This is a genomic window from Aquabacterium sp. (genome assembly GCF_036279655.1).
GTDB lineage: Bacteria > Pseudomonadota > Gammaproteobacteria > Burkholderiales > Burkholderiaceae_C > Aquabacterium.
This window is the reverse complement of sequence record NZ_DASUIT010000135.1, coordinates 1-2,741: the sequence shown is the minus strand read 5'-3', so window position 1 is coordinate 2,741 and position 2,741 is coordinate 1. Positions and strand designations below refer to the sequence as shown.

At 65.1% G+C, this 2,741-nt stretch carries 3 protein-coding genes and 1 pseudogene; 3 read left to right on the top strand and 1 reads right to left on the bottom strand.

Annotated elements, in window-relative coordinates:
- Positions 1–401: pseudogene (locus VFW84_RS14875) on the top strand (class I SAM-dependent RNA methyltransferase); the annotation flags it as partial.
- Here the strand turns inward: VFW84_RS14875 and VFW84_RS14870 are convergent.
- Positions 392–1,156 (bottom strand): 16S rRNA (uracil(1498)-N(3))-methyltransferase, encoded by a 765-nt coding sequence (locus VFW84_RS14870; protein WP_329681245.1) that lies wholly within the window; start codon positions 1,154–1,156, stop codon positions 392–394. The pseudogene VFW84_RS14875 and the gene VFW84_RS14870 overlap by 10 nt on opposite strands.
- A gap of 290 nt (positions 1,157–1,446) precedes the next feature.
- Here VFW84_RS14870 and VFW84_RS14865 point away from each other — a divergent pair, with 290 nt between their 5' ends.
- Together VFW84_RS14865 and VFW84_RS14860 are read left to right on the top strand one after the other, a co-directional pair.
- Entirely contained in the window at positions 1,447–1,722 is a 276-nt protein-coding gene (locus VFW84_RS14865; RefSeq protein WP_329681244.1) for a hypothetical protein, read from the top strand.
- 65 nt (positions 1,723–1,787) lie between these two features.
- On the top strand, positions 1,788–2,372 hold the full coding sequence (locus VFW84_RS14860; protein ID WP_329681243.1) for a hypothetical protein: 585 nt from the start codon (positions 1,788–1,790) through the stop codon (positions 2,370–2,372).
- Positions 2,373–2,741: the final 369 nt, after the last annotated feature.

Genomic DNA, 2,741 nt, shown 5'->3' with positions numbered 1-2,741 from the left:
AGCGCGGCGTGCTCATGTTCAACCCGCCCTACGGCGAACGCATCGACACCAAAGGCTCCGTGCGCAACGCCTACCGAGACCGCAGCGAAGCGGAAGGCCTTGACGAAGATGCAGCGCCCGCCACGCGATCCGGCCGTGAGCAATTCCAGGACGACGAAGCCGCCACCTTCTTCCAGCGCCTGTCTTCCCATTGGAAGAAACAATACCCCGGCTGGACCGCCTGGATCCTCAGCCCCGACATGAAGCTGCCCAGCGCCATGCGCCTCAAGGAAAGTCGCCGCACCGTCATGTTCAATGGCCCGATCGAATGTCGGTTGTTCCGCTTCGATCTGGTCACCGGGTCGGCCCGCACCAAGCCGGCTGACGTCGACGATGCCCCGCCGGCCCCTGCTCAACCCTGAGCGTGACGCATCAGGCCGCCCACCAGGGACAGGGCCATCAACGGCGCGGTGTCGGCGCGCAACACGCGCGGACCCAGCCCCACCGGCACCCAGCCGGCCGCCTTGGCCTGGGCCTCCTCCTCATCCGTGAGACCACCCTCTGGGCCGCTGAGAAATGACACCGGGCTGCTGGAGCCCGCCGCGCCCTCCAGGTGGTCTTGCAGCCAATCATGGACATGGTGTTGAGGCGCGAAGCTCAGCACCGCTCCGGGTTCAGCCACGGCGGCGGTGCTCACCCACTGCTTGAACGACAGCACAGGACGCACCTCGGGCACCCGCGTACGCCCACTCTGTTCGCACGCGGACTCCACCACCGATTGCCAGTGCGCCACCTTCTTGCCTGCGCGCTCCCCATCGAGGCGCAGCACCGAGCGGGCGCAGACCAGGGGCTGAATCGCGTGCACACCCAGTTCGGTGGCCTTTTCCACCAGCGCATCCATGCGGTCGTTGGTTGGCATGCCCAGCGCCACTGTGACGCGCACACCCAACTCCCGGTCCACATCCAGGTGTTGCAGCAGTCGCGCCGAGACTTCCTTGCGACCCATGCTGAGCACCTCGGCTGCCCACTCTCCCCCTCGTCCATCGAACAAGGTCAGGGCATCGCCGGGCTGCAGGCGCAGCACCTGTGCATGGCGGGCTGCCCCCTCGGGCAGATCCAGGGCGTGCTCCGGTGCCCAGGCGTCCCCAGTGTGTCTCACAAACAGTCTTGGCGTCACGCCAACTCCTTTTCTGGTGTGTGCTCGGCCCCTGCAGGGCTCGGCCAGGTGCAACTGTAGCGGCACCCTGTCGGTGCGGCAGACCTCGGAGTGCCATGCCGTGGTTCCAATGCCCTTTCCTTTGGCTTTGGATGAGAGAGGTGATCACACATGACGAGAATCTTCCTGGGGCCCCGCACGCGGGCCCTGCTCTTGAGTGGCAGCGTGATGCTGGCGCCAGTCTGGGCCCAGTCCGGCTACAGCCTGACTGTCCTCAAGCCGCCCGGTACGGTCAAACCGACCAGAACCGGGTGCTCGGTCAGGCCGATGTGCAGATGGGCTACCACCATCTGCCGCGCTGGTTCCCCATGATCGGCTGGGTGGCCCCCGGCCCCATCTACGGGCGCTCCATCGTCCGATATGGGGTGGTCTACAGCATGGAGTCCCTGGCCGTGGCAGCGCTCAGCGGTCAACTGTCGCTTCCCGACAAAACCTACTACGTCAGCGGACTCGAGTCCGCGCGAGGCGGCATCAACAATCGCGGCCACATCGCCGCCCCTCACATGGAGCCGGGCCCCAGCGCCTAGCGCTGGACCTTGGGTCAGGCACAACTGGTCCGTCTGCCATCGCAGGGCCCCCGCAGGCCAGGGCCTTGGCGACCGGCACGACCGTGGCCGGCCACGTTGTTGACGCCACCACCGGCGTGCCGCGAGCGGCGCTCTGGCTGGACCGTGTCTTGCGAGTGGTCGATCGGTTGCCCGCCAGAAGCAGTTCAGCCATCGGCATCAATCAGGCGGGACAAGTGCTGCTTCAGACGCAAGCCGTGACCCTGACAACCTACCCGGGTGATCCACCGGTGGTCGTCGCCAGCTTGGGAAAACGTTGGGGTGCCGTCTGGTTCAACGGGCAGGAATCCAGCGTGCTACCACTGAAACCCTGGGGCGCTGTCGTTCCTTATGACATCCATGCCAGCGGCACGGTGGTCGGGCGTTCGGGCGCGGCCATACCCTGCCAGGCGGGGTTGAGCAGCGGCGATGCCCGTCCTGGGCGCGCCTTCCTGTGGAAGAACGTTGTCACGCTGGCCCTCAGCAACCAGGTCACCGCCAAGGGGGTGGTGTTGCCCACGGGGTCGGTTCTCGCCAGGGCTCTGGACAACAACGACCAGGGCTCGATCCTGGCCATCATGACCTGCTCGTCTGGCAGCGACTCCCGGGTGCGCCTGACGGCGCGTCCCTGAGCACTGAACAGCAGGGGCGTTGGAGGCCTTTGCTGCGCTGGCGCCCCATCGGCGCCTCCTGGCCTGGATGAGCGCGCCGCGCTGTCGTGCCGGCCCATCTGCCCGGCCTTTTTCACTCTTTTCAGATCGATTTGCCAAAAGCGTCAAAAACGTGCCATAATTGCGGTCTTCGCTGATCACGACAACCTTCGCAAGAAGATGGTTGATGAGATGCGGGGGTGGTAGAGAGTCATGCTGCCAGGTGTTGAGCGATGTGAGGTGTGGTTTGCTGAGAGGCGAGCGGGCACTGAGCAAAAAGATCGCTGCAGACGCTTGACAAGATGATCGAGACGATACATAATCTCGTTTCTCTGCTGATGACTGATTTGA